This window comes from Spirulina subsalsa PCC 9445, from assembly GCF_000314005.1.
GTDB classification, from domain to species: Bacteria; Cyanobacteriota; Cyanobacteriia; order Cyanobacteriales; family Spirulinaceae; genus Spirulina_A; species Spirulina_A subsalsa.
Map to the genome: position 1 here is coordinate 3843225 of NZ_JH980292.1, position 25104 is coordinate 3868328.

20 protein-coding genes, 1 rRNA gene and 1 pseudogene are annotated in these 25104 nt (G+C 46.7%); 14 read left to right on the top strand and 8 right to left on the bottom strand.

The features are described from left to right. Positions 1-40: 40 nt before the first annotated feature. Positions 41-307, bottom strand: coding sequence for an extracellular matrix/biofilm regulator RemA (gene remA / locus SPI9445_RS0117480; RefSeq protein WP_017306068.1), 267 nt, complete (start codon positions 305-307; stop codon positions 41-43). A 56-nt stretch (positions 308-363) separates the two neighbouring features. Between remA and SPI9445_RS30735 the strand changes: the two genes are divergently transcribed. From SPI9445_RS30735 to SPI9445_RS0117515, 6 genes are all read left to right on the top strand, one after another. Then, a complete protein-coding gene (locus SPI9445_RS30735; RefSeq protein WP_164674547.1) occupies positions 364-528 on the top strand; it encodes a hypothetical protein in 165 nt (54 codons plus the stop codon). A gap of 220 nt (positions 529-748) precedes the next feature. Then, the gene (locus SPI9445_RS25990; RefSeq protein ID WP_033374994.1) at positions 749-2509 is read left to right on the top strand and encodes an Rqc2 family fibronectin-binding protein; all 1761 of its coding nucleotides are present in this window, start codon (positions 749-751) and stop codon (positions 2507-2509) included. A gap of 503 nt (positions 2510-3012) precedes the next feature. Beyond that, positions 3013-3744 (top strand): transporter substrate-binding domain-containing protein, encoded by a 732-nt coding sequence (locus SPI9445_RS0117495; protein ID WP_017306071.1) that lies wholly within the window; start codon positions 3013-3015, stop codon positions 3742-3744. Positions 3745-3832: 88 nt separating this feature from the next. After that, positions 3833-6967, top strand: coding sequence for an adenylate/guanylate cyclase domain-containing protein (locus SPI9445_RS27755; RefSeq protein ID WP_017306072.1), 3135 nt, complete (start codon positions 3833-3835; stop codon positions 6965-6967). A gap of 251 nt (positions 6968-7218) precedes the next feature. Next, on the top strand, positions 7219-8451 hold the full coding sequence (locus SPI9445_RS0117510) for an RNA-guided endonuclease InsQ/TnpB family protein (RefSeq protein WP_017306073.1): 1233 nt from the start codon (positions 7219-7221) through the stop codon (positions 8449-8451). 239 nt (positions 8452-8690) lie between these two features. After that, on the top strand, positions 8691-9086 hold the full coding sequence (locus SPI9445_RS0117515; RefSeq protein ID WP_017306074.1) for a slr1601 family putative cell division protein: 396 nt from the start codon (positions 8691-8693) through the stop codon (positions 9084-9086). A gap of 91 nt (positions 9087-9177) precedes the next feature. Here the strand turns inward: SPI9445_RS0117515 and prmC are convergent, their stop codons facing one another. From prmC to SPI9445_RS28775, 3 genes and pseudogenes are all read right to left on the bottom strand, one after another. Then, entirely contained in the window at positions 9178-10071 is an 894-nt protein-coding gene (gene prmC / locus SPI9445_RS0117520; RefSeq protein ID WP_017306075.1) for a peptide chain release factor N(5)-glutamine methyltransferase, read from the bottom strand. A gap of 112 nt (positions 10072-10183) precedes the next feature. After that, positions 10184-10915: a Tic22 family protein gene (locus tag SPI9445_RS0117525; protein WP_202803719.1), complete on the bottom strand. Its 732-nt coding sequence runs from the start codon at positions 10913-10915 to the stop codon at positions 10184-10186. 525 nt (positions 10916-11440) lie between these two features. Next, a pseudogene (locus SPI9445_RS28775) lies at positions 11441-11533 on the bottom strand (element excision factor XisI family protein); the annotation flags it as partial. A gap of 47 nt (positions 11534-11580) precedes the next feature. Between SPI9445_RS28775 and SPI9445_RS0117530 the strand changes: the two are divergent. Further along, positions 11581-11853, top strand: a complete 273-nt coding sequence (locus tag SPI9445_RS0117530) for a hypothetical protein (protein WP_017306077.1) — start codon at positions 11581-11583, stop codon at positions 11851-11853. Positions 11854-11980: 127 nt separating this feature from the next. Continuing rightward, entirely contained in the window at positions 11981-12304 is a 324-nt protein-coding gene (locus SPI9445_RS0117535; protein WP_017306078.1) for a PIN domain-containing protein, read from the top strand. A gap of 78 nt (positions 12305-12382) precedes the next feature. On the opposite strand, the gene SPI9445_RS0117540 is transcribed toward SPI9445_RS0117535, so the two are convergent. From SPI9445_RS0117540 to SPI9445_RS0117550, 3 genes are all read right to left on the bottom strand, one after another. Further along, entirely contained in the window at positions 12383-14779 is a 2397-nt protein-coding gene (locus SPI9445_RS0117540) for an endonuclease MutS2 (RefSeq protein ID WP_017306079.1), read from the bottom strand. Positions 14780-14899: 120 nt separating this feature from the next. Next, complete coding sequence (locus SPI9445_RS0117545; protein WP_017306080.1) at positions 14900-15370, bottom strand: GNAT family N-acetyltransferase; 471 nt, start codon at positions 15368-15370, stop codon at positions 14900-14902. A 262-nt stretch (positions 15371-15632) separates the two neighbouring features. Further along, positions 15633-16250, bottom strand: a complete 618-nt coding sequence (locus tag SPI9445_RS0117550; protein WP_017306081.1) for a thylakoid membrane photosystem I accumulation factor — start codon at positions 16248-16250, stop codon at positions 15633-15635. Positions 16251-16542: 292 nt separating this feature from the next. On the opposite strand from SPI9445_RS0117550, the gene SPI9445_RS0117555 reads away from it, so the two are divergent. Genes SPI9445_RS0117555 through SPI9445_RS0117580 form a run of 5 tightly spaced genes read left to right on the top strand, consistent with a single transcriptional unit; the run spans position 16543 to position 22273 of the window. Then, a complete protein-coding gene (locus tag SPI9445_RS0117555) occupies positions 16543-17190 on the top strand; it encodes a hypothetical protein (protein WP_017306082.1) in 648 nt (215 codons plus the stop codon). Between the two features lie 40 nt (positions 17191-17230). Beyond that, positions 17231-19576, top strand: coding sequence for an OmpA family protein (locus tag SPI9445_RS31695; RefSeq protein WP_083883557.1), 2346 nt, complete (start codon positions 17231-17233; stop codon positions 19574-19576). A gap of 2 nt (positions 19577-19578) precedes the next feature. Continuing rightward, complete coding sequence (locus tag SPI9445_RS0117570; protein ID WP_026079897.1) at positions 19579-20115, top strand: Rab family GTPase; 537 nt, start codon at positions 19579-19581, stop codon at positions 20113-20115. 47 nt (positions 20116-20162) lie between these two features. After that, complete coding sequence (locus tag SPI9445_RS0117575) at positions 20163-21662, top strand: sensor histidine kinase (protein WP_017306086.1); 1500 nt, start codon at positions 20163-20165, stop codon at positions 21660-21662. Then, the gene (locus SPI9445_RS0117580; RefSeq protein WP_017306087.1) at positions 21659-22273 is read left to right on the top strand and encodes a TIGR04282 family arsenosugar biosynthesis glycosyltransferase; all 615 of its coding nucleotides are present in this window, start codon (positions 21659-21661) and stop codon (positions 22271-22273) included. The genes SPI9445_RS0117575 and SPI9445_RS0117580 overlap by 4 nt, the downstream gene beginning before the upstream one ends. On the opposite strand, the gene glyQ is transcribed toward SPI9445_RS0117580, so the two are convergent. Next, entirely contained in the window at positions 22270-23151 is an 882-nt protein-coding gene (gene glyQ, locus SPI9445_RS0117585; protein WP_026079899.1) for a glycine--tRNA ligase subunit alpha, read from the bottom strand. The genes SPI9445_RS0117580 and glyQ overlap by 4 nt on opposite strands. A 358-nt stretch (positions 23152-23509) precedes the next feature. Between glyQ and SPI9445_RS0117590 the strand changes: the two genes are divergently transcribed. Next, a 16S ribosomal RNA gene (locus tag SPI9445_RS0117590) occupies positions 23510-24998 on the top strand. Positions 24999-25104 lie beyond the last annotated feature (106 nt).

Below are 25104 nucleotides of genomic sequence, written 5' to 3' on the forward strand. Positions count from 1 at the left end.
GTTTAGATAGGGACTTCGCTCAATTTTAAGCCATCGGACGTTAATTGCTCAAATGGCTATCTTTGGGGTTCGTCACAAAACGATGGGCAACGGTTTCCGGTTGAATCGCTGATAATACCACATGACTTGAATCTGTAATAATCACCGCCCGGGTGCGACGGCCATAGGTGGCATCAATGAGTTGACCGCGATCGCGAGCATCCGTGATAATGCGTTTAATCGGTGCAGATTCAGGACTCACAATAGCAATAATGCGATTCGCAGAGACGATATTGCCAAAACCAATGTTAATCAGTTGAATATCCATAAGGCATAAACGGCCCTGCCGTTTGAGTGTGAATCATAAATTTAGGTTCAATTTTCATGGTACCCACAAAAATTGGGCTTTACAATTATAACGGCCACAAATTTGGGATTTCTTTGGATTTTTGCCCTTTTTATGGTCTACAAGGAGAAAAAAGGCACGTTTTTGACCTAGGGTGTGGGGGAATAGGGAATAGGGAGTCGGGAGTCGGGAGTCGGAAGTAATTTCATTGCGTTTGCTGCGCAACGCTACGCGTTCGCGAAGCGTCACGAAGTGAACGCGTAGCGTTCCGAAGGAAGGTACGAAGCAATCTAGTCAGGAGTCAGGAGATTGCCTCTCCCTCTCTCCCCCTCTCCCTCTCTCCCCCTCTCCCCCTGTTCCCCGTTCCCTGTTCCCTGTTCCCTGTTCCCCGTTCCCCGTTCCCCGTTCCCTCTTAACCAATTTATGCAAGCCGTTGACCTTACCACATTAATAGCAATCTGTCAAGAGTTACGGGAGAATTGGATTCCAGCGCGACTCGAACAGGTTTATCAGCGCGATCGCCACACCCTCAGCCTAGCCCTGCGCACCCTGCAAGGTCGGGACTGGCTCACCCTCGCCTGGCATCCCCAAGCCGCCCGAGTTTGTGTAGATCAACCCCCGCCCCGCACCCCCGACACCTTCACCCTCAGCGATCAACTACGCCATCAACTCAACGGCCTCGCCCTCATTGCCGTGGAAACCCTAGCCCCTTGGGAAAGAGTCCTCGACCTTCAATTTGCCCAGCGCCCCGGAGATCCTCCCCTCTGGCACATTTATCTAGAAATTATGGGCAAATATAGCAACTTAATCCTAACCGACAGCAACCAGCAAATTGTCACCACTGCCCAGCAAATCAACGAGAAACAATCTAGCGTCCGCACCATTCAAACCGGACAACCCTACACCCCCCCACCCCCCCTTTTAGGGGCAATACCCAGCCTCTCTGAACCCTTAGAACGCTGGCAAGAACGAGTGAGCCTCATTCCCGGCCAATGGTCGAAACAGTTGCTCAAAACCTATCGGGGAGTGAGTCCCCAAGTGATTCAAGCCCTCGCTCAATTCGCCCAACTCGACCCCAGCCAAGAAGTGCAAACCCTCTCCCCGCAACAATGGCAACACCTTTTTAACGCTTGGCAAGCTTGGTTAAATATCCTTGACTCCGGCCAGTTTACCCCCCTTGTCACCCCCCAAGGTTATAGTGTCTTGGGCTGGGGAGAAGGGGAGCAGGAGAAAAGCCTGCAAACCTTAGTCAGTGGTTACTATAGCCGACAACTCGCCCAACAGGACTATCAACAATTGCGCCATCAACTGCAACAAAAACTCAAGGGATGGCTGAAGAAATTGCAGACCAAAGCTCAAACTTTTCGCGATCGCCTCAGTCAATCCACAGAAGCCGATCTCAAGCGCCAGCAAGGGGATCTGCTCATGACCTATCTCCACCAATGGCAACCCGGAATGACCACCATTACCCTAGAAGACCTCACCACCGGGCAACCTGTCACCATCCCCCTCAATCCCGAAAAAAACGCCGTCCAAAACGCCCAACTCCTCTATAAACAGCACCAAAAACTCAAACGAGCGCGCCATGCTGTCACCCCCCTCTTAGACAGTGTGGAAGCCGAAATCTTCTACTTAGAGCAAGTGGAAGACACCCTAGGGCAACTGGGACAATACCAAACCCCCGACGACGGGCAAACCCTAACCGAAATTCGCGACGAGTTAATCCAACAAGGCTATTTAGAGGCCGGGAAAGACCGTCAAAAAGTAACGGATCAGGAATCCCAACCCTATCGTTATCAAACTCCCTCGGGGTTTGAATTATGGGTCGGGCGCAACAATCGGCAAAATGATCATCTGACCTTTCGCGTAGCTGGGGATTATGACCTCTGGTTTCACAGTCAGGAAATCCCCGGCAGTCATATCCTGTTACGTTTAGAACCCGGTGCCCTACCCGAAGAGGTTGATCTCCAATTTGCCGCCGACTTAGCCGCCTACTACAGTCGTGGCCGGGAGAGTAATCAAGTCCCCATTGTTTACACTCAACCCAAATATGTCTATAAACCCAAGGGCGCTAAACCGGGCATGGTGATTTATAAACAGGAAACCGTCCTCTGGGGGAGTCCGAAACAAGGGGAAGTCTTGGTCAGTGGGAGAATTGAGAAGAAATACTTATCAGGGGCTTAAAAAAGTTTGTATTAGCTGCTACAATGCCACTAATGAAGAAATATTACAGGCTACTGCATTAATCCTGCTGCTCCGCCTTTGGCTTGCAAGATAGAATTGCCAAAGTGGAAAGGGGGGAAGTTGTCGCTTGGGTTTTCTCAGAATTAAACGACAGACTACGAACTAGCAAAACCCGCAGTTTTTTCAACTGGGGGTTTTTTGTTTGCTAGGGAACGGGGAATAGGGAATAGGGAATAGACATCTCCCCTGCTCCCCCTCTCCCCTGCCCCCGACTCCCGGACTTTTTCAGGGGGAGCTTTTTTCCGGGTGTTTCGATAGGATCAAGAAGTTCAAGGCATCGGGAAAGTATTTCACGACTTCCTGTTCTTGTCATCCGTTTGAGGGATAGCTTTCACTCGTCGCTGTGACACTGAGAAAATCCAGCGTCGAAAAAATCATCATTATCCGGTTGTGTCTCCGGGAATCTCTAACTATTCTGTTCCTATAGCGAGGAAAACAGACCGATGAAATCCTTTAAAACCTTCCTGAGTTTAGTAATTATCACCTTCCTCAGTTGCTTGTTATTCGCCGCTTGTAGCCCTAAAACGCTGGTGATGGGAACATCGGCGGATTATCCTCCCTACGAATTTAAAGAACAGTCAGGGGAAATTGTGGGCTTTGATGTGGATATTGCCCGCCGACTGGCCGCAAAGTTGAAGTTCAATCTAGAAATTGAAGACATGAACTTTGATAATTTAATCCCTGCTTTGACTGAGGGTGAGGTTGATTTTGTCATGGCGGGAATGTCCCCGACGGAAGAACGAAAACAGCAAGTCAACTTTACGGAAATTTACTATAAAGGGAGCAGTATTTTATTAACTCGTCGCGGGAGTAATTTTACCCTAGGGGATAATGCACCGGGGGCGAAAATTGGGGCGCAAAAGGGATCGACTCAAGCTAGTGCTGTGGGTAAACTAGACGGGGTTGAGTTGGTGGAGATGGATCGTATTGGCAATTTAATCCAAGGGGTGAAGGAGAATCAACTTCAGGGGGCGGTGATTGAGGCAACGGTGGCTGAAACCTATGCCGCGTCTAATCCTGATCTAGATTTTAGTGTACCCTTTGACACCGGGAGTCAAGGCAGTGCGATCGCTTTCCCCAAAGATTCTCCTCATCTGGAATCTTTTAACAAGGCATTGAGGGAAATGGAGGAGAATGGAGAAATCACAGAACTGATTCGCAAATGGTTCGGGTGAACTACTCCGCCCAGAAGGGGATGGAGAATTCCCGGCAAATTGATTGAATTAACGATTCTACCTTTCCCCTGTTTTAGAGTCATGGCGAATGTTCAAATGGCTTACTACCGCGAAATTACGCCCACAACTCCCTAAAATTCCCCTGGGGGTGGTGTTGGTTGTGCCGTTTGTGCTGCAAATTTCTGGGGCTGTGGGGCTGACGGGGTGGCTAGCTCTGCGCAATGGACAGCGAGCGGTGAATGATGTCACTCGTCAACTGCGGCAGGAAGCGACAGAACGCATTCAACAGGAGGTGAGGAATTATATTGAAGCCCCCTATTTAGTCAATCGGATTAATGGGGATTTGGTGGATTTGGGACGATTGGATGTGGGAGATTGGGAAGGCTTAGAAGCTTATTTTTGGCGACAACTGCAAGCCTTTCCGACGGTGAACGGGGTGCGCTTCAATGATGCAGAGGGGGGCTATTTGGGCATGGAGCGTTTACCCGATGGTTCCGTTCAAGTGGCGATCGCCAACTCCACCACCCCAGACACCCTGAACACCTACCTCCTCGACTCCCAAGGACAACAGAAAACCCTCCTCAGTTCTACCCCAGCCCATGACCGCGCCTATCAAGTGGGGTATAACGAAGCGGTAGAAGCGGGAAAAGTGACCTGGGGGGGGATTTATACCCATCAACGCTCTGAAACCCTCGCCAGTACCGTTAATCAGCCTGTGTATGCTGAAAATGGGGAGTTATTGGGGGTGTTTGGGGCTGAGTTTTTACTCTCGGAAATTAGCGAATTTTTGCGGGATCTCTATGTTAGTCCTTCCGGTCAAGCGTTTATCATGGAACCGTCGGGTTTTTTGGTCGCCAGTTCTACCCTAGAACGTCCTTTTCTCGTGACTTACGGCACCACCCTACGCATTCGAGCAACGGCAAGTAGCGATCGCCTCATTCAAGCCTCTGCCCAATATTTACAACGACAATTTGACGATTTAGCCGCCATTCAACAGGTTAGACAGTTGGATTTTTTCCTAGAGGGACAGCGCCATTTTTTACAAGTAACACCCTTACAAGATCAACAAGGCATTGATTGGTTAATTGTCGTTGTTGTGCCGGAGGAAGATTTTATGGCACAAATCCACCGCAATACTCGCCTGACTGTTTTACTCTGTTTAGCCGCCCTGTTTGGTTCAATTTTCCTCGGGATTCAAACTTCGCGCTGGATTAGTCGCCCCATTTTACGCCTCTTAGGAGCTAGTCAAGCGATTGCTCAAGGAAAATTGAATCAACAAATTAAATCCAGTCGCATCCGGGAATTAAATATCCTCTCCCATGCTTTTAACACCATGTCCCAACAACTCACCGAGTCTTTCACCATTTTAGCCGCCAGCAATGAGGAGTTAGAGCGACGGGTTGAACAAAGAACGGCTAAATTAGCGGAAGCAGAATCAGAACTGAGAGGGCTATTTAGTGCCATGATTGAATTAGTTATTGTTAAAGATATTGAAGGATGTTATTTAAAAATAGCCTCAGCCAATCCCCAATTACTTTATAGCCCAATGGATGATTTAATTGGCAAAACAGAATGGGATATTTTTCCCCCAGAACAAGCGGAACAGTTTGTGCAGTATATTCAAGAAGCCATCCGAGAACGTAAAACCCTTTCAGTAGAATATAAATTAGCGTTAAAGGAGGAAGAAGTAGATCAAAGTGGTTTAAAAAATGTCTGGTTTGCCGCCAATATTTCTCCCATTTCGGATACAACTGTTGTCTGGGTCGCCCGAGATATCACCCAACGGAAACAACTGGAACAAGACCTCTATCAATCGCAAAATTTCCTCGATAGTATTATTGAAAACCTACCCTTAGCTCTGTTTGTCAAAGATGTATCGCAACGCTTCCGTTATGTGATCTGGAATCATGCGGCTGAGAGTTTATATGGAATTCCCGCCAAAGATGCCCTCGGACAGAATAGTTACAGCACCGTTAATGCAGAATTGGCGGCTCAGTTTGAAGCCGAAGATTGGGCTGTGGTCAAAGAGCGTAAATTAACGATTATTGAGGACGAATCAATTGTCAATGTCTTGAATCGCAAAATTAGACAACGACTTTTAAAAGTTCCTCTACAAAATCAAGAGAGAGAAGTGACCCATCTGCTCTGTATGGCCGAGGATATTACAGAACGCAAACGAGCGGAAGAAACCCTCCAAAAAAATGAGGCAGAATTTCGCCATTTAGTCCATAATGTAAATTCGGCAATTGTACGCTGGGAGGCATCGGGTGAAATCTGTTTTATTAATCAATTTGGCTTAGAATTTTTTGGCTATTCTGAAGAGGAACTGATTGGCAAAAACTTAATTGGAACTATTGTCCCCGAGGTTGATTCATCGGGTCTTGCCATTGGACAAATTATCCTTAATGCCCGTTATAATCCTGAACAATACTTGCTTTATGAAAATGAAAATATGCGCAAAAATGGGGAGCGGGTTTGGGTGACTTGGGCGAATCAACCCATTTATAATGAACAAGGGGAACTGATCGAGTTTTTGTCGGTAGCAACGGATACAACAGAACGACGATTAGCTGAGGAAGCGCTGCGCAATGAACAAAAACGCTCTGAGCGTTTGTTGCTCAATATTTTGCCAGCCGCTATTGCCCAAAAACTTAAACAAAATTCGGGAGCTATTGCTCAACAATTTGATGAGGTAACGATTATTTTTGCTGATATTGTAGGATTTACTCCCCTTTCCGCCAAAATGGCCCCGACGGAGTTGGTCAGTTTATTAAATCGGATTTTTTCGCTGTTTGACCAATATGCAGAATGGCACGGACTGGAAAAAATTAAGACGGTGGGGGATGCCTATATTGCGGTGGCGGGGCTTCCGGTGCCAAAATTAGATCATGCCGAAGCGGTGGTTGATTTTGCCTTGGATTTGCAAAATGCGATCGCCATCTTCCAAGACCATGATGGACAATCTCTCAATCTCCGCATTGGTATCCATACTGGGTCTGTGGTGGCTGGGGTGATCGGGATTAAAAAGTTTATCTATGATTTATGGGGAGATACTGTTAATGTGGCTTCTCGTATGGAGTCCCAAGGAGAACCGGGTAAAATTCAGGTGACAGAAGCTATTTATCAATGTCTTAAAGATAAATATTTATTTGAGTGTCGGGGGAGTCTTAATGTGAAAGGAAAAGGGGATATGACGACTTATTGGGTATTGCGTCGTCTTTGAGGGATGCTAGACTATTTTTTCCATCCCCTTTTCTCCTTTCTTTTGACCGTTGATTAATACAGAAGCGCTGATGATTAAAGTTGAATATTAAGTCAATCCAAAACTTCCTTATTATTTAAGGGTGGGGGGTTTCAGGGTCTGGCAATATCTTCAGTAGAGTGTTATCAAAAAATTGGGTCTAAAATCTCGTCCTTTTAGAACGACTTTATGCTTTGTGTGTTAACATAAGGTAAATTCAGGTGGTTTATACCATGATTGTTTACGAGTTCAAGCTTAAAGGGGAAGATAAGCAATATCGGGCATTAGACGAAGCTATTCGTACTAGCCAATTCATTCAAAATAAGTGCTTGCGCTACTGGATGGATAACAAAGACATCAAGGTAGACAAGTACGCATTGAATAAATATTGTGCCGTATTGGCGGCTGAGTTTCCTTTTGCGAATGAACTCAACTCAATGGCTAGGCAATCGGCGGCGGAACGTTCTTGGTCGGCAATAGCTCGGTTTTACCACAACTGCAAGAAGAGGATTAAGGGGAAAAAAGGGTTCCCTACATTTAAAAAGAATTGCCGTTCAGTTGAATACAAATCATCTGGATGGAAGCTTTCAGAGACGAGAAAAGTGATTACATTTTCAGACCAGAAAGGAATCGGTACTCTGAAGCTAAAGGGGACTTACGATCTTAACTGCTATGACATCAAACAAATTAAGCGAGTGCGATTAGTGCGACGTGCTGACGGTTACTATGCTCAATTTGTAATTAGTGTTGATGTTAAGATTGAGACTCAACCAACAAATCAAGCTGTTGGTATTGATTTGGGATTAAAATACTTCATTGCCGACAGTCAAGGCCATGTGCAATCTTCACCCCAGTTTTACCGTCGAGCAGAAAAGCAGTTAAATCGTGCTAATCGTAAGAAGTCCAAGAAGTTTAGTCGAGAGCGAAAAAAGGCCAAGGTTAAACAATCGAACAATTACCACAAAGCTAGAAATAGATATGCCCGGAAGCATTTAAGGGTAAGTAGGCAGCGAAAAGAGTATTGCAAGAGACTAGCATACTCCGTTATCCAATCTAACGATTTGGTGGCCTATGAAGATTTGAATGTCAAAGGGCTGGTTAGAAATCGACATCTAGCGAAATCAATTAGTGATGCGGGTTGGTACACTTTCCGCAGTTGGTTAGAATACTTTGGGCATAAATATGGGAAGGTAACTGTTGCAGTTCCTCCCCATAACACAAGTCAAAAATGCTCTAGCTGTGGCGAAAAAGTGAAAAAATCTTTGTCTACTAGAACCCATGTTTGTCCTTATTGTGGGTATGTGGAAGACAGAGGTATCAATGCCGCTATCAATATCTTGAAATTAGGACTCAGTACGGTAGGGCATACCGGAACTTACGCTACAGGAGATTTGCCCTCTTGGGCAGTTGGCGCAAGCCTGCTGTCTAACGGCGAGTCGGTGAATGTAGAATCCCCACGCCTTTAGGCCCGGGAGTGTCAAATTTGTGTCCATCCTGTCTGTTGTTTTTGGTCGAAAACAAAAGAAAAAAAGCCCATCGCGGTAAGTTAAACGACACATTAACCCATTATTCCCAAATTTCCTAACCCCGAAATGAAAAGACCCGTCAGCATCGGGGCATAAAGGGAAAAAATTGACGGGATCTTGTGCAATGTGTTTTGCTAAGTTAGAACCGCAACCTGCTGGTCAAAAAAGATTGTGATTCCATGAACGCACTTAGAAAACCTGTATTACCTTTAGAAGCTGTCCCCCAACGTCGGGTGGTCCCTCTCCATCACCGTCGGCGGAAGCCCCGTCGTTCCTATGGCTTGGTCGTGGCTGAAATGACGGTCAAGTTCGCTGTGAATGGAATCTTATCGGCGGCGGCCTTAATGGCACTGGGGAATTTATTTCCCTATTATTGGGCGCAACAAGCCCGGTTACAAGAACTCAAACTGGAGATTCGAGAAACGGAAAAAGAAGTGAGTCAACTTCAAAGTAAGGTGAATCGCAGCTTTGACCCATCTCAAGCGAGAACTATGATGAAGGAACAAAGTGCCATGCTTGCCCCGAATCAACGCCGTGTAGTGTTGTTAAATCGTCAGGATGCCAATACCCCTTAAGATTGAGTCTCCCTTTTGGGGAAATCAGAATAGAGGGGGATTAACCTAGAATGCCAAGTCGGGAGTCTCAGACTCTCTGGCTAAAACTCCCTTAAGGGGAGTTCGTAAAAGCACTCACAAAGCGCTCTCGTCCGGTCAAGTCAGGTCGGATTTTCGGGTCTTGGTAATGCCCGGATTCTCTTAAAAGGTCGAGGATGGCTGTTCCTTGACCTACCATCATTTCCACGAGCCAAAACCCCCCCGCTTCTAGGTAAGCGGGGGCTGTTTTTATGAGGTGTCGTAAGGCGTTGAGGCCGTCTGCTCCTCCATCAAGGGCGAGGTGGGGTTCATGGTGGGCGACTTCGGGTTGGAGGTGGGGAATTTCGGCGCTGGGAATATAGGGGGGGTTGGATACCATGCCTTTAAGGGTTCCCTGTAAGCCCTCTAGGGGCTCCCACCACGAGCCTTGATGGAATTGGATACGGGAGGTCAAGTTGAGGGTTTGGGCGTTCTCCTGAGCCACAGAGAGGGCTTCTGGACTACAATCAACGGCGTGTACGGTGATCTGGGGGAGGGCTTGGGCGAGTCCGAGGGCGATCGCACCACTGCCTGTTCCCAAGTCTACCCAATCCCCGGAGGCAAGGTGAGGGTGGGTTTCTACGGTTTCCAACACCAGATCAATGATTAATTCCGTTTCTGGGCGAGGAATTAACACTCCGGGGGTTACTTTTAGCTCAAACTCGCGCCAGGGGGTAGTTCCGAGGAGATATTGTAGGGGAAGGCGATCGCCTAAGCGCCGTTGCCAAAGTGCATTCAACTCCGACAAGGACATTTTGAGTTCGATCTGGGGCTGGGTTTTATAGGTTTCTAATCGTAAACTCAAACCATCTAAACCCGCCACAGCGCGTAAAAGCCAGTTAATTTCTTGGGGGGGGATGTTAAAGGCGATCGCCTCCTCTCGCGCCCCTTTTTGCCATAGCCACAATTGAGATCCGGAAACCCACATAAGCCGTCCACACTAAACAAACCAAAAACAATCAAAGCGAAAAGGTCTGAGGGACAAACCACAGACCTAATCTGCATTAATCTTCTATTGGTCTTTTCTCAATCCTCAGCCCCTAACGAGGTTGACGAGATTGGATGTATTGAATCGCCGACTGGGAAGGCACTAAAACGATTTGATTTAAACCAGCATTATTACTCGTTTCCATCGCTTGAATCACCCCTTCTAACGGCACGGCTTGAATCGACACCGTAGAAGCCAGACTAGGTTCTTGTTCTTTAAACCGCTCAATCATTTGTTGCAACTGTTGCTTGTCAAAGAAGAAGGGAATCACCTGTTCCTCCCCTTGTTGCAAGGTTAAATAACCTTGTTCCGGGCCTCCCCGTGCCACAAATAACGGAGTCCCTTGGAAATCTTGACTCAGTTGGCGGGCTTGTTGAACCTGTTGCTCCGTGGGAACATAGGTAAAACCGAAATTCGCTTGAGTATTTTGGCTTGCTTGGCGATCTAACTGGTAAATCTCCGCCAAGGACACTACAACCACTTGTACTTGATTCCCCAAGGTCGGATTATCACGTTTGAGATTCTGCACAAAACGTTCTGCATCTTGGGGGCTAATGAACACACCCGCCACACTCCCCGCACTAGGGTTATCTGCATCAACTTGAGCCACTAACGGTTTCCCTTCGCGGTCTGCAACGGTGAATACAGGGACATTTTGTAAGCGTTCCACAATTTCTTGTTCCGTTAAAGCTAACACTTCAAGCGCTCCACCGAATAGAGTTCCTGCCATTGCAGCACCCGCAATTCCTAACACAGCAAACCGACGTAAAAGTGACTTCATCATAACCTACCTCAAAATACATTGTCCTGAATATTAAAGGGCATCCTCACGGCAGAACGCCTCACAAAGACAACCGTAGCAAACTGGGATTATTGGGGACTCCACTCTAGGAAACCCTCGTTTTAGGGCTAATCTAAAAGCGAGTTTGTTTAGACTCACAACCCAAGGGAGTGGAATTTTTCTCCACAATACCGCATTTGTTTGTCCTTTGTGTTTCCTTTGACCCTCATCCCCTCGATAGAGTTCCGGGAATTGCTCGGCATTTCTGCTGAACTTTCTCGCCTTTTGACATCCTCCCCGGCAGTAATCGCCTAGGCGGTGGGGTGCGGGGCTTCCTCTGGGCTGCCCCAGACTTGGGCTTTATCCTAACAAATTAAGGAGCGTTTTGGAAAAGCACCTTGATACCCACCCCCACTGACCCAGGGCGATCCCGGATTATACTGGTCTGGGGAGGCGATCGCACCACTCGGGCCAGACTAGCTTAAACCAGCGATTCCCTAGTTTCCACTTGTGAAGATTGATCATAATTTAAGCCATCGCAAACTCAGTATATTCACGAGTTTCAGGAGCATGAAACGCCAACACAATATCCGATTTAGGTACACCTTCCCTTAACAACTCAAGTAGGTTGGCCATAATTGAATTATGGTTTAAAAAATAAAAAAAGCATGAACAACCTTGACTTACAACAAAAAATCACTCAAGAGTTATCAACACTAAGCCCTGATAGTCTAAAAATTATTGCTGAATTTGTGCAATTTATCAAACAGAAACAACAAACAAACTTATCAGAACCAATTAACTATAAACCAGCTTCAGGACGTTCAATTTTACGTCATGGGGGTAAATGGGAAGGAGATGACTTAGAAGACTGTCTTAAATTAATGTATGAAACCAGAGGTAAATTAACAGTAAACAATCCCATCGATCCCTTTCAATAATGTATCTTTTAGACACTAATTATTGTAGCTTAATTATCCTCAGAAATCAGGAGATTTTGACTGTATAAGGAGAGTAAAAGAAACCAATATAGCTACCACAATTATAACTGTAGGTGAACTGACTTTTATGGCTGAAAATTCCAAGTATCGAGAGCAAAACTTAGCTCATTTTGATGGATTTTTAGCAGACATTAGAGTTTATTCTGTGGACAAACAAACAGCTAAAATATATGGACAAATTAAAGCAAATTTAATCAAAAAATTCGGACCAAAACAAAAAACGAAACGCCAGACCACGAAAATCAATAAATTAGGTTTTGATGAGAATGATCTTTGGATAACAGCAATAACAATTCGTAATCAATTAACATTAGTTACTGCTGATAGTGATTTCTCTAGAATTAAAACCATTATTGATTTTTCCTTAGAAAATTGGCTGGACAATAATTAATAATAATGCTCATGGATTTAATCTATATGGGAGATTATTAGTAAAAAAATGTTCTGATCAATCCATAAGGTCCCTGGGTCAAACCAAATAGGCAATAGTAACACCAGAACCCCCTTCATTTTGTGGGGCCAGTTCAAAGCGCTCGACTTGGGGATGGCGAGTAAGCCACTCATGGACTCCTTCCCGCAATTTCCCGGTTCCTTTGCCGTGAATCACCCATAAAATACCGCTTTGAGTCGCCTTATTAATCGCTTGTTCTAGATCCGATTCCACTTGATGAACTCGTTTCCCGCGAATATCTAGGGTATTGCTAGAAGTACGAATAGCGACAGGGGGTTTTGCTGGGGGCGTAATCGAAACGGTGGGCGTTTTGCGCGGTTCTTTGGGGGGGAGTTCTACTTTTTTACCATCGAGTGACTCAATATCCGTGATGGGGATGGTCATTTTCATTAAACCAAAACGCACCGACAGTTCCTCTTGATTGTCACTGAGGCTCAAAACTTCTGCCGTTTGCCCTAAACGAGGGACCCGCACCCGTTCGCCAATTTTGGGGAGGTAGCTGGGTTTTTTCCGGGCTGGAGGGGGGGGTAAATGACGCTCCTGCACTTGCTGGAGGGCTTGGGTGGCTTTTTGGGCATTTTGTCCGGTTTTGGGCTGTTGTTGCAGTTCTCGGATGACTTGGGCGATTTCGGCTTTGGCTTGGGCGATCGCATTTTGGACGGTCTGTTCCTGAGATTGTTTCAGGGCTTGTTCTCGTTCCTGTAAGGATTGGGCGCGTTCGGATACTTCTTGATAAAACCGTTCGGCTTTGGTCAATAATTGGGCGGCGGCATCGGCTTTATTTTCCTGTCGTTTCCGTTGGGCTTCTAGTCCGGCAATTACTTCATTAACATCCTGTGAGAGGCCTCCTACGCGCTCTTGAGCAAGGCTTAAAATGGTCTGAGGCAGTCCGAGACGTTGGGCAATAGACAGGGCGTTAGAGCGGCCAGGGATGCCCCACAACAGGCGATAGGTGGGGGATAAACTGGCTTCGTCGAACTCTACGGAGGCGTTTTCAAAGCGTTCGTCTTGGTATTTGAGGGCTTTGAGTTCTCCGTAGTGGGTGGTGGCGATGGTGAGATGGACGTGAGCGGCGAGGTATTGGAGAAGTGCGATCGCCAAAGCGCTCCCTTCGGCGGGATCGGTTCCGGCTCCGACTTCATCTAAGAGAATTAAATTCGGGGTAATGGTTTCTTCTGGGGTTTGAATAGCGTCTAAAATCCGACTAATACGGCGGATATGACCGGAAAAGGTGGATAAACTCTGCTCTAAGGATTGTTCGTCCCCAATATCTGCCAAAATATGCTCAAACCAAGGCAGTTCGACCGGTTCACGGGCGGGGATAAATAGACCCACTTTCGCCATCAGTGCCGCTAGTCCAATGGTTTTAAGGGTGACGGTTTTTCCCCCAGTGTTGGGGCCGGTAATCGCCACAACTCGGGTTTTCGGATTGACTTGTACATCAATGGGAATCACGGCGCTCCCCTGTTCGTGTTTGTGTTGCCACACCAGCAGGGGATGGCGCAGTTGGCGCAGGGTGATCCCTTCGCTCTGCTCAATGAAGCGGGGAGGATTGCCTTCTAACCAGAGACTATAACGGGCTTTGGCGGTGGCGAGATCCAGTTTAATGGCGGTGGCGAGTAAATGTTCTAAGTCGCCTTGAACTTCGGCGATTTTTAGGGTTAAGGCTTGTAAGATGGCTTCTTGTTCCCGTTGTTCTTGCCGTTGGAGTTGGCGCAGTTTGTTTCCCGTTTCTACAATGGCGTAGGGTTCAATGTAGAGGGTGACTCCGGTGCTGGAGGTATCATGAACAATGCCCGGAATGGTGTCTTTATGGGAGGCTTTAACGGCTAACACGAAGCGATCGCCCCGTTGGGTAATCACCATCTGTTGTAAGCTGGTGGTCTGCCGTTGGATGATTTTGTTGAGGCTCTGATAAATGCGATCGCGCACGGTCTTCAATTGTTGCCGCAGGTCTGCTAATTTAGCACTGGCTCGATCGGCTACCTCCCCCCGATCATCAATACAATGGTGGATGTGCTGTTCTAATTCCGGGTAGGTACGAATTTCTGATACTAGGGCTTGTAGGGTGGGAACATCCTCCTGTTCATCCAGCATCCGCCGTAAACGCCGCATTCCCGCCAACGTGGTGGCAATATCGAGTAATGCTTTGCCGCTTAAAATCCCTTGCCGTTCTGCTCGTTCTAAAGAATCCCCAATATCCTGAATCCCTTCAAAGGATAACCCCGTAGTGGTGCGACTTTCCAATAAATAAGCCTCTTTGGTCTGTTCTAGGAGTACCGCGCTCTCGGCCGGATGGGAGGGCAACTGTAAATGACGAGCGGCGATCGCACCTAATTTTGTGGCCGCGAAGGTTGCTAAATGTTGACACAAACGCGACCATTCCAACAGTTCTAAGGTTTCCGCTTGAATCAATGTCTTACCCTTAAGTACCTACAAACCTTTATTATAGGCGATTCTCCCGAGGCTTGGGCTGAATGGAACTGGGGGAATTGATAATTGATAATTATTAATTCTCCATTGATCAGCCTTATTTCAGGCCAAACTTTCTACAGATTCCGGGATAGATTGAGAGGTGATTAACACCCCATGATCTGAACCATGAAGTACCATCGTTGTACTTCCATTGGTTTCAAACCCAATGCGTCGATAAAATTCCTGTTGATAGGTCGTCATTAAATAAATCCGTTCCACGCGATTCATCTTGGGATGAGCGATCAGGGTTTCCACTAATTTACGACCTAATCCTAGCCCTTGGTAATCCGGATGAATCACTACATCCCAAATAGTTGCACGATAAACCCCGTCTGATGTAGCCCTCGCACAACCAATTAACTGGTCTTTATCCCAGACCGTAATCACCGGATCACTGTTCATAACAGCCGTCGATAAGTCTTCTAGATTGCGGGATTTCGCCCAAAAGGCTGTAATTTGAAATAAATGCTGAAGCTGATGTAGGTCGATCGAAAACTTACAATCCCGAAACTGGATATGTCTACAATCCATTGTAGGTGTTCCTAGATTTTATCGGATAGTTGGGCAGAACTTTACCCTGTAAAATTCTACCGAATTCTTGAAAAAATACAATAAATTTTTTATTAACTTTGTCTGTATTTCCTGACATTTAACGCCATCTAAACGGTAATTATTACCCCCTAAAAGGAAAGGGAGAAGACCGGAAAAATATCCCGTTTTTCCGGTCTTCTCCCTCCCGATAATCAAACCCTTGGCGAACCTTTAGAGAACCCCAAGGGCAAGCCCCCATTGATTACTGGGATAATTCTGTATTAAACTCATTCAGGGTGCGGCGTTTCAATTCCACCGACTCAGAACGAGGCAAGAGGTTAAAGATTTCCCGCAATACATCATCCGCCTTTTCGTAGGCAATCATTCCCACCTCATTTAACCGAACCTTGCCCTCTTGGTCAAAAATCACGGTTTGGGGGACTCCTCCCTGATAATAATATCCCGGTTCATTGGGTTCATAACGGTCTTTAACCGGAAGGGCATCCACACTGATGGGGATGATAGAAGCCGCACGACCATAATATTCTTGGAAACGGGAGACTACGATAGCATACTGTTTACAATCTCGACTGTCATCTACATAAAACACAAGAATAGCAGGTCGCTGTTGTTTGAGAGAGTCCGCTAGGCTAGTAGAAGAGGGGACTAAAGAGCCATTTCCAGCGTAGATGACAAATATATTGCCATCGTAGCGATCATCATCTAAATTAGCCCAAGCGGGTGCTACCCAGCAAAACAGGGCGATCGCACCAATCAGTAAACCGAATACACTTTTTTGAACACTGTTTTGAACAATGGTTTGCCAAATATTTGATAATTTCTGTTTATTAAAGAACTTTTGTACTTGCAAAACCCTCATATCGTCCTTATCTTAATCCTTAGTTTCCCAATCCCCTATCCTATAACGATATTGGCACGGAAAACCCATTAAGATGGCGATGGGGTTCATCGCGAGAAATCAAGGAGAAAGGGTCAACACCGGAGGTTATCCCGTGAGCCATGATAGAGCGGCAGATCCGAAAGCAGAGGGGTCAATCCCCTTTATGATTTAAGAGAACGCTTAAAGAAGCAGTATAAAGTAGGATAACTTAATATCATTTAGGGCAGATCCCGCTCAATGTACATAGGTTAAACACAGTAGAGGAGTAGAAATGGCTGAACTCAACAAACGAGAAATGCGCGATCGACTAGGAAACGTCGAGCAAATCCGCGACATTCTGCTAGGGTCAGAACTGCGAGGGTATGAACAACGCTTTCAACGGCTAGAAACCGACTTGTCCTCCCTCCAGAAAGAAGTGCGCGATCGCCTTGATCTCATACAAGACACTCTCTCCTCTGAAATGAAAGCGATGGCCGATGCTTTGGAGAAAAAACTCAAGTATCTCAGCCTGACTACCCACGACGAAACCACCAAATTATGGCAAAAAATTGACCAAACGAACCAAAAGACCTACAACACCATTGAAGCCATCAACAAAAACTTCGCCGCGAAAACCTCCACCCTCAAAGACGACATCACCCAAACCCGTGAGCAACTGCAATCGGAAACCCAAGTTCTCAAAGCTAGAATTTTTGAAGAACTCGAAAAAGGATTCTCTAATTTAGTCGAAAATAAAGTTTCTCGCGCTGACTTAGCTGAAATCCTCTTTGAACTCTGTATTAAGGTAAAAGGCACTGAATTTGTCCCAGACCTACAGGAAGCCATGGAAAACCGACTTCAAGCTGAGTTTCTCTTACCTGAAAACGAAGACGATTCAGAAGAACAGCCTGAAACAGCATCTCCTTCTGGTGTTGTCTAGTCTGAGGAAATTTGGGCAAGGTTGCCCAAATTTCTAAATCTTGCCTTTTTCACTCTTCCATCCCGAGCCATTAATTTCCCAAGTCATTTGGATGGCCGTTATGCCCTTGCCCCCGGAAAATCCTGTATCTCCATCTCCTGGAGACAGAGAAAGCCCATCTAAAACCATCGTGGACAGCCCTCAAACCCCAGAATCTCTTGAGGGCTTGTTCAGTCTTTTAGATGACCTTAATCTGATGGAAAAACCGACCTCTGTCTCTCCCCCCCCAGCCCCTAAACCTCCCCAAAAAAAACGCCCTAAAGCCCCACCTCCGCCGAAAAAGGAAAAGACCAAAACCCAAAAAATTATTCCCCCCCCGCCCCCACCTGAAGAGCCTAAAACCAATGGCAAAACAAGCACTAGGGATTCTCGGTCAGACCTTCGGCTTCCTGAAACCCAGCCCCCCGAAATCTCTCTAGGGCCGAATTCGTCGCCCGATGGCCAACCCCTCTCCGAGGAGGCCGTGGAACAACTGCGCGCCCTCTTCTTAGACTTACTACTAGGGGATAATAACTATCCGGCCAATGAGTTAGAGGCCAAAGTCGCTCAACTAGAACAAGAACTCCATAGCCCCAATACCCTCAATCGTCTGCTTTCACCGGGTTTTCTGCAACTCTTCGCCAGTCAAGTCAATCAAGCTCCCCAAGAAGTTGTACAAGCCCTATTTCCGATTATTGATTTAGTCATTGGGGCTAAAAGCCACCAAGACACCCAAGCCATGAGTAAAGCCTTGGCTTCAGCCATTCCGGGGGCTTTTTCCAAACAACTCGGCGACGCACCAGATGAAATTATTCAGGCGATCGCACCCGCTATGGGACGCGCCATCAAAGAACAAATCCGTCTAGAAAAAGATGCCATGGTAGACGCACTCTATCCTGTCATTGGGAACACCGTTTCCAAATACATGGAAGAAGTCGTCAGCCAAATTAACCAACGAGTCGAAAGTGCCTTTAGCCTTCAAGGCATTTACCGCAAAATCCGCGCCAAAATGCAGGGCGTCTCCGACGCAGAACTCATTCTCAGCGAATCCCTCCCCTTCACCGTCCAAGCCGTTTTCCTCATCCATAAAACCTCCGGCCTAGTCATTGCCGAAGTCCAACAAGAAGGCAACGACACCACCCTAGAAGCCGATATGCTCGCCGGAATGCTCACCGCCATCCGGAGTTTCGCCAGTGAATGCACCGTCCACCCCGACAACACCTCAGAACTCACCGAAATTGACTACGAGAACTTTAAAATCATCCTCGAAGTTGCCGGATACTGCTACATCGCCGCCGTTACCCAAGGGGATCCCCCTCCCGCCTTCCATACCAAACTGCAACAAACCCTCAGCACCATTATTCTTAACTATGGTTACGGCAACCTGATTGAAGAATTCAACGGCGACCCGGATAGTATCCCTCGGGCCGTCTATGATCTGCTAAACACCATCCTCAACAGTCCCCTAGAATTAGAACCAGAAGAAAAAACCCCCTCCTCCTCCAAACCCCGAGGAGTAGTGATTATTTTCTTACTCTTGCTACTCCTCATTAGTATCCCCCTGAGTCTCTATCGCACTCGTCAGCACAAAATCCAGGAACAAATTGCCACCGTCCTCAACGCCTTATCCACTACCCCAGAATTAGCCATTTACCGACTCGATGCCACCATTGAGAAAAATCAACTGATTTTAACCGGAAAACTCCCCAATAGCTATCTTCAGGAAAAAGCCGCCGTAGTGGCGGGGTCAGTCGTGCCGAATCTAGAAATCGATAATCAAATCCTGGCCGTTCAAGTGCCTCCCGATCCCACCCAGATTGAAGCCGAAGTACGACGACATACCAGCGTCCTCAATCGGATCGGGGGGGTCTATATCATTGCCGTTTATGACCCCATCAACAATAAAGTTTCCGTCGAGGGGAGTATTCGCCAAGCTTCCGCAGAAAACATTGTCACTGAAGCGTTTACCCAGATTCCCGGTGTCACTCAAGTTGTTTTCCGTTTAAGCGATCGCCTTCTCCCCGTTAAAGAACGGATTTACTTTGATACCAATGCCACCGTAATTTCCCAAAACGACCGCGACAACAAGTTAATCCCCCTCGTTGATTTCCTCCAACGCTACCCCTACATCAAAATCCGTCTAATTGGCCATACTGATGCTAGTGGAGATGAGCAATATAATAGAACATTGGCCCCAAGACGGGCAGAAGTGGTCAGAGAGGCTTTAGTTGCACAAGGCATTCCGGCCGAACGCTTGGAAATCAAAGGGGACATCGGCTCTCCCCCTGATGTTGCAGGCACTGATCCCTTTTGGAAAAGTCGATGTGTTCGCTTTGAGTTGATCGGATTAATAGAAAATAACGAGTGATTATGGCGATTATTTCTAAAAAACTGTGTATGATTGGGGATTTTGGGGTCGGGAAAACTAGCCTAATCCGTCGTTTTGTAGAACGTCAATTTAGTGATCAATATCTCTCCACGGTTGGGGTTAAAATTTCCCGTAAAATCATAAACTTGCAACACATAGAAGCCGATTTGTCTCAAGAAATTAAGCTACTGATTTGGGATATTGAAGGTCAAACTAAATTTAAAGCCATTGCCTCCTCCTATCTACAAGGAGCCAGTGGAATTTTAGTCGTGGCCGACTCCACCCGACCGGAAACCATTGATCACCTTCAGGATCATGTGAAACAGTTTGTCTCCATTAACAGCAATGGTATGATTGCTGTTGCTTTAAATAAAATTGATTTAATGGACTCTGAAGATATCGAACAAATTCGCAAAAATATATCTTTTTCGGAACATCAAATGCTGGGAATTTATAATACTTCTGCTAAAACTGGGCAAAACGTCGATCATATTTTTGAAACCCTAGCTCTAAAAATTTGGCGACAGGATAACGAGTAAACTTCCGCTAAAAACAGGTTCAGTGAATTGTAGGAATCAACAACATCATGAACTCCCTCTTACAAAAACTTTATGTCCCCGGTCATATTGAATATCTGATTCTCGATCCCCATTTAGTCATTCTTGACAAATCCCCTCGGGTAGAACGCTTTGCCGAGTTTCCTGAAGATTTAGCAATCGGTCAAGATGCTCGCTTAAGTTTCCCGGAATTAGTAGGCAGTGAAACCATTGTTCAACAAATCATTGCGGGAAATACTCAAAACTCCTACCTCGAAGGGATTACACGCTCATCTCAAGCGGGAACTCCCCTCTATATTGATTTTAATTTTGAACGCATCGGTAATAATGCCATTCTGTTGATGGAAGATGTCACAGAAATTATGGTCTTAAAACAATCACTTTTACAAAGAGCCAATGAAGCAGAGTTATTACTCTGTGCTTTAAGAGCATCGGAAGATTACAATAAGAAAATTATTTCTTCTATGGGGGATGCTTTATTTGTTACCACAGGATCAGGAAAAATAAAAACAATTAATCAGGCAGCACAGCGACTGTTTGGTTATAGCGGAAATGAACTAATGGGTCAGCCGATCGCCTTAATTATCGAAGATGAAAAGTTTTTATTAGAGGCCAGTCAACAGAAGTTAAGCTCTCAGGAGTTTTTGGCTGATGTAGAAGTCCTTTGTCACAAAAAAAATGGACAAGAATTGATTGTAGAGTTTTCCTGTTCTGTGATTCAAACCAGAATTCAAGGTTCTCCAGCTTTTGTTTATATTGGTCGAGATATTACAGCCCGCAAAAATGCTGAAATTGAAATGAATAAAGCCTTAGAGAAAGAGCGGGAACTCAATGATTTAAAATCACGCTTTATTTCCATGACCTCCCATGAGTTTCGCAATCCCCTTTCTAGTATTCTAATGTCTGTTGATATATTAGAAAATTTTGCTGATGAATGGTCAGAAGATCGTAAGAATAGTCATTTACAACGTATTCGACAATGCACCACCACCATGACCAGTCTGCTCGATGATATCTTAATCATTGGTCGTGCAGAAGTGGGAAAACTGGAGTTTAAACCAACTCCCTTAAACCTGATAGAATTTTTGCAATATATTGTAGAAGATATTCAATTATTGGCTGGCTCAGACTATAAAATTTCCTTGAATCTACCCCCTACTTTACAGGGAAAAGTTTTTCAATTAGATGAAAAATTACTGCGTCATATCTTGACAAATTTACTGACTAATGCTGTGAAGTATTCACCCCAAGGGGGACAGGTTGATTTTGAGGTGAAGATTAAGGACAGTTGGCTACATCTCACCATTCGAGATTATGGGATTGGTATTCCACCAACAGATCAAGAACATCTCTTTGAATGTTTCCACCGTGCGGGTAATGTGGGAGGGATTTCTGGGACAGGATTAGGACTTTCTATTGTGAAAAAAGCGGTTGATTTGTCAGGAGGCACTATTACCTGTCGTAGTGAATTGGGTGTGGGGACTAGCTTTCAGGTGGACTTGCCTCTGAATGGACCCCCAAAATCATGAACAGCTTAATTATTTTTACTCGTTATCCAGAACCGGGGAAGACAAAAACTCGGTTAATTCCTGTTTTAGGTGCAACAGGGGCGGCTGAAATTCAACGGCAAATGACGGAACATACCCTTAAACAAGCGCGCTGTCTATCTAATCTTTCTCTAGATATCTACTTTGCAGGGGGGAATCCTACCCTGATGGCAGAATGGTTAGGCAGTGATTTACACTATAAACCCCAATCTCAGGGAGACTTGGGGCAACGGATGGCGGAGGCTTTTCGTCAAGCGTTTCAGGAGGGACAAGAGCGGGTTTTGATCATTGGCATTGACTGTCCTGGCCTGACTCAGACCATCCTAGAGCAAGGATTTCGGGCTTTACAGCATCATGATCTGGTGATCGGTCCGGCAGAAGATGGGGGGTATTATCTGATTGGCTTAAATCGTCTGATTCCTGAACTATTTCAAGGGATTGCTTGGGGGACAGACCGGGTTTTTGCTCAAACTGGCGAGATTGCCCAAGGGTTAGGATGTGCGATCGCCACCCTCCCCCAACTCCCCGACATTGACACCCCCCAAGACCTCCCCCTCTGGGAGCAATACTATCCTCTCCCCCCCATGCCTTAAGACACCTTCTCCAACAACGGATAACCCAGATTTTCCCGTTGCTGTAGATATAAATGCGCCACCTCTCTGGCTAAATTGCGAATCCGGCCGATGTAGCGCGTGCGTTCCGTCACCGAAATCACCCCCCGCGCATCCAACAGATTAAACGTATGAGAGCATTTCAGGACATAATCATGCCCCGGAAACACTAACCCCCGCTCAATCAACTGCTTCGCCTCCTGCTCATACAACATAAAGAGATTCAACAGTAAATCGGGATCCGAAGCCTCAAAATTATAAGTACACTGCTCAATCTCCCCCTGGATGTAGATATCGCCATAGGTTAACTGATCATTCCATTGGATTTTGGCGATCGCATCCACATCCTGTAAATACATCGCCAACCGCTCCAACCCATAGGTAATCTCAATCGACACCGGACGGCAATCAATCCCCCCACACTGTTGGAAATAGGTAAACTGGGTGATTTCCATGCCATCCAGCCAGACCTCCCAACCCACACCCCAGGCCCCCAACGTCGGAGACTCCCAATTGTCCTCCACAAACCGGACATCGTGATCTTCCGGCCGAATCCCCAACGCCCTCAACGAATCGAGATAAACCTCCTGAATATTATTCGGAGACGGCTTAATCAAAACCTGATACTGATAATAGTGTTGATAGCGATTCGGATTTTCCCCATACCGTCCATCCGTCGGACGACGACAGGGTTCAATATAGGCCACCGACCAAGGCTCCGGTCCAATCGCCCGCAAGAACGTATGATGACTCATCGTTCCCGCCCCCTTCTCCGTATCATAGGGTTGAGCAATCAAACAACCGCGATCGCTCCAAAAATCATTTAACCTCGCAACAACCGCTTGAAAACTAATAGACACCACTTTTCCTATCCATACCTATAGTTCCCCCCCATTATCTCAACTCCAGACCTTCCCCCCCATCAAAAAAAACATTTTTAATCTATAAGCCTTAGCCAGCAGTGATTCCAGCGAATGAAGAGAGGCAGACGAAAAAAAAGTTAAAAAAAGGGGTTGACAACCTTGGGGAGAGTGGCTATATTGGTAAATGCGCACAACGGAGGAACACAACGCCCCGACGCGCTGAACCTCGAAAAATCAATAGTTTGAAAGAATTTTAGCACCCCCCAAGTCAAGAAGAAACAACAGGAAAAAAACACCTCCTAGAAGTTTCGGCAAGGGGAAAATAAAACTCAAGCCAAAAACCATCTAGAGAGCCAAAATGGAGAGTTTGATCCTGGCTCAGGATGAACGCTGGCGGTATGCTTAACACATGCAAGTCGAACGGACTCTTCGGAGTTAGTGGCGGACGGGTGAGTAACGCGTGAGAATCTGCCTCTAGGTCGGGGACAACAGTTGGAAACGACTGCTAATCCCGGATGAGCCTGCGGGTAAAAGATTAATTGCCTAGAGAGGAGCTCGCGTCTGATTAGCTAGTTGGTGAGGTAAAAGCTCACCAAGGCGACGATCAGTAGCTGTTCTGAGAGGAAGAACAGCCACACTGGGACTGAGACACGGCCCAGACTCCTACGGGAGGCAGCAGTGGGGAATTTTCCGCAATGGGCGAAAGCCTGACGGAGCAATACCGCGTGAGGGAAGAAGGCCTTTGGGTCGTAAACCTCTTTTCTCAGGGAAGAAGTTCTGACGGTACCTGAGGAAAAAGCCTCGGCTAACTCCGTGCCAGCAGCCGCGGTAATACGGAGGAGGCAAGCGTTATCCGGAATTATTGGGCGTAAAGCGTCCGTAGGTGGCCTTTCAAGTCTGCGGTTAAAAACTAGAGCTCAACTCTGGGTCAGCCGTGGAAACTGAGAAGCTAGAGTACAGTAGGGGTAGAGGGAATTCCCAGTGTAGCGGTGAAATGCGTAGAGATTGGGAAGAACACCGGTGGCGAAAGCGCTCTACTGGGCTTGTACTGACACTGAGGGACGAAAGCTAGGGGAGCAAAAGGGATTAGATACCCCTGTAGTCCTAGCCGTAAACGATGGAAACTAGGCGTAGCCTGTATCAACTCAGGCTGTGCCGAAGCTAACGCGTTAAGTTTCCCGCCTGGGGAGTACGCACGCAAGTGTGAAACTCAAAGGAATTGACGGGGGCCCGCACAAGCGGTGGAGTATGTGGTTTAATTCGATGCAACGCGAAGAACCTTACCAGGGCTTGACATCCCGCGAATCCTGCTGAAAGGTAGGAGTGCCTAAGGGAACGCGGAGACAGGTGGTGCATGGCTGTCGTCAGCTCGTGTCGTGAGATGTTGGGTTAAGTCCCGCAACGAGCGCAACCCTCGTCCTTAGTTGCCATCATTAAGTTGGGAACTCTAGGGAGACTGCCGGGGACAACTCGGAGGAAGGTGGGGATGACGTCAAGTCAGCATGCCCCTTACGTCCTGGGCTACACACGTACTACAATGGTTGAGACAAAGGGCAGCGAACTCGCGAGAGCCAGCGAATCCCAGCAAACTCAGCCCCAGTTCAGATTGCAGGCTGCAACTCGCCTGCATGAAGTAGGAATCGCTAGTAATCGCCGGTCAGCATACGGCGGTGAATCCGTTCCCGGGCCTTGTACACACCGCCCGTCACACCATGGAAGCTGGCAACATCCGAAGTCGTTACTCCAACCGTTAGCGGAGGAGGGCGCCGAAGGTGGGGCTAGTGACTGGGGTGAAGTCGTAACAAGGTAGCCGTACCGGAAGGTGTGGCTGGATCACCTCCTTTAAAGGGAGACCTGTTGAATGGAGAAAAACCCCAAAAGAATCCATTTGAACACAAGCAGGTCAGAGTTGGGGGACTAAACTTTCAAACTATTAGATGGGGTTCACCT

Excerpts from the sequence above, each read along its gene's own strand:
- remA (WP_017306068.1), bottom strand. The coding sequence starts at position 307 with ATGGATATTCAACTGATTAACATTGGTTTTGGCAATATCGTCTCTGCG.
- SPI9445_RS30735 (WP_164674547.1), top strand. The coding sequence starts at position 364 with ATGGTACCCACAAAAATTGGGCTTTACAATTATAACGGCCACAAATTT.
- SPI9445_RS25990 (WP_033374994.1), top strand. The coding sequence starts at position 749 with ATGCAAGCCGTTGACCTTACCACATTAATAGCAATCTGTCAAGAGTTA.
- SPI9445_RS0117495 (WP_017306071.1), top strand. The coding sequence starts at position 3,013 with ATGAAATCCTTTAAAACCTTCCTGAGTTTAGTAATTATCACCTTCCTC.
- SPI9445_RS27755 (WP_017306072.1), top strand. The coding sequence starts at position 3,833 with ATGTTCAAATGGCTTACTACCGCGAAATTACGCCCACAACTCCCTAAA.
- SPI9445_RS0117510 (WP_017306073.1), top strand. The coding sequence starts at position 7,219 with ATGATTGTTTACGAGTTCAAGCTTAAAGGGGAAGATAAGCAATATCGG.
- SPI9445_RS0117515 (WP_017306074.1), top strand. The coding sequence starts at position 8,691 with ATGAACGCACTTAGAAAACCTGTATTACCTTTAGAAGCTGTCCCCCAA.
- prmC (WP_017306075.1), bottom strand. The coding sequence starts at position 10,071 with ATGTGGGTTTCCGGATCTCAATTGTGGCTATGGCAAAAAGGGGCGCGA.
- SPI9445_RS0117525 (WP_202803719.1), bottom strand. The coding sequence starts at position 10,915 with ATGATGAAGTCACTTTTACGTCGGTTTGCTGTGTTAGGAATTGCGGGT.
- SPI9445_RS0117530 (WP_017306077.1), top strand. The coding sequence starts at position 11,581 with ATGAACAACCTTGACTTACAACAAAAAATCACTCAAGAGTTATCAACA.
- SPI9445_RS0117535 (WP_017306078.1), top strand. The coding sequence starts at position 11,981 with ATGGCTGAAAATTCCAAGTATCGAGAGCAAAACTTAGCTCATTTTGAT.
- SPI9445_RS0117545 (WP_017306080.1), bottom strand. The coding sequence starts at position 15,370 with ATGGATTGTAGACATATCCAGTTTCGGGATTGTAAGTTTTCGATCGAC.
- SPI9445_RS0117550 (WP_017306081.1), bottom strand. The coding sequence starts at position 16,250 with ATGAGGGTTTTGCAAGTACAAAAGTTCTTTAATAAACAGAAATTATCA.
- SPI9445_RS0117555 (WP_017306082.1), top strand. The coding sequence starts at position 16,543 with ATGGCTGAACTCAACAAACGAGAAATGCGCGATCGACTAGGAAACGTC.
- SPI9445_RS0117570 (WP_026079897.1), top strand. The coding sequence starts at position 19,579 with ATGGCGATTATTTCTAAAAAACTGTGTATGATTGGGGATTTTGGGGTC.
- SPI9445_RS0117575 (WP_017306086.1), top strand. The coding sequence starts at position 20,163 with ATGAACTCCCTCTTACAAAAACTTTATGTCCCCGGTCATATTGAATAT.
- SPI9445_RS0117580 (WP_017306087.1), top strand. The coding sequence starts at position 21,659 with ATGAACAGCTTAATTATTTTTACTCGTTATCCAGAACCGGGGAAGACA.